1 protein-coding gene is annotated in these 561 nt (G+C 63.3%); it reads right to left on the reverse strand.

The window, feature by feature from the left end:
* Positions 1–161: 161 nt before the first annotated feature.
* Positions 162–386, reverse strand: a complete 225-nt coding sequence (locus tag GEV06_29200) for a hypothetical protein (protein MPZ21914.1) — start codon at positions 384–386, stop codon at positions 162–164.
* Between the last annotated feature and the right edge of the window lie 175 nt (positions 387–561).

A 561-nucleotide genomic window follows, 5' to 3' on the forward strand; every position in this document is an offset into this window, starting at 1 on the left:
CACGTCGAGCCTTTCCCTTTAGCGATGGTCAGGTGAGCACGTCTTAGATGCCCCCCGGTCGCCAAGCCGGGGGGCTCTTCTTTTTGCCATGGTGAGGGGCGACGTGCCCCCGAATTGCACCGTGAGCGTATCCGACGGGTGAAACCCGGTCCACCTGTCGACTACACGCTGTCGTAGTCGCGTTGGTCGCGGGGTGAGGCCAACCAGTCGAGGACGTCCTCGAACGTGACGCCGTGGGTGCCGCCGTAGACGACTTGTGAGCGGTCGGCGGTCAGCACCCACCACGCCCCGTAGTCGAGTGCGTTGGGGTCCACCCTTTTCGATTTGCGCAGCGTGAGTCCTTGCAGTCTGGCCATGCGGCGGTATCGAGCTTCGGTCGCGTCCATGTCAGTTTCCCCCTTGCCATCGTCGCTCTCTGCGTCTATCGTACGTTGTACGGCACGTTGGTTCTGATGACAAGGGGCAGACGATGGGACACACCTACACCGAGGGGCTGTTGGCGGGGCTTGCCGCCGCAGAGCCCGTCTACACCGACGAAGAAGGCGAGTGGGCCTGCTGCTA

The sequence above is a fragment of the Luteitalea sp. genome, from assembly GCA_009377605.1.
In the GTDB taxonomy this organism is placed as follows: domain Bacteria; phylum Acidobacteriota; class Vicinamibacteria; order Vicinamibacterales; family Vicinamibacteraceae; genus WHTT01.

What these genes read in the sequence shown, in the direction of transcription:
- GEV06_29200 (MPZ21914.1), bottom strand. Translation starts at nt 386, where the DNA reads ATGGACGCGACCGAAGCTCGATACCGCCGCATGGCCAGACTGCAAGGA.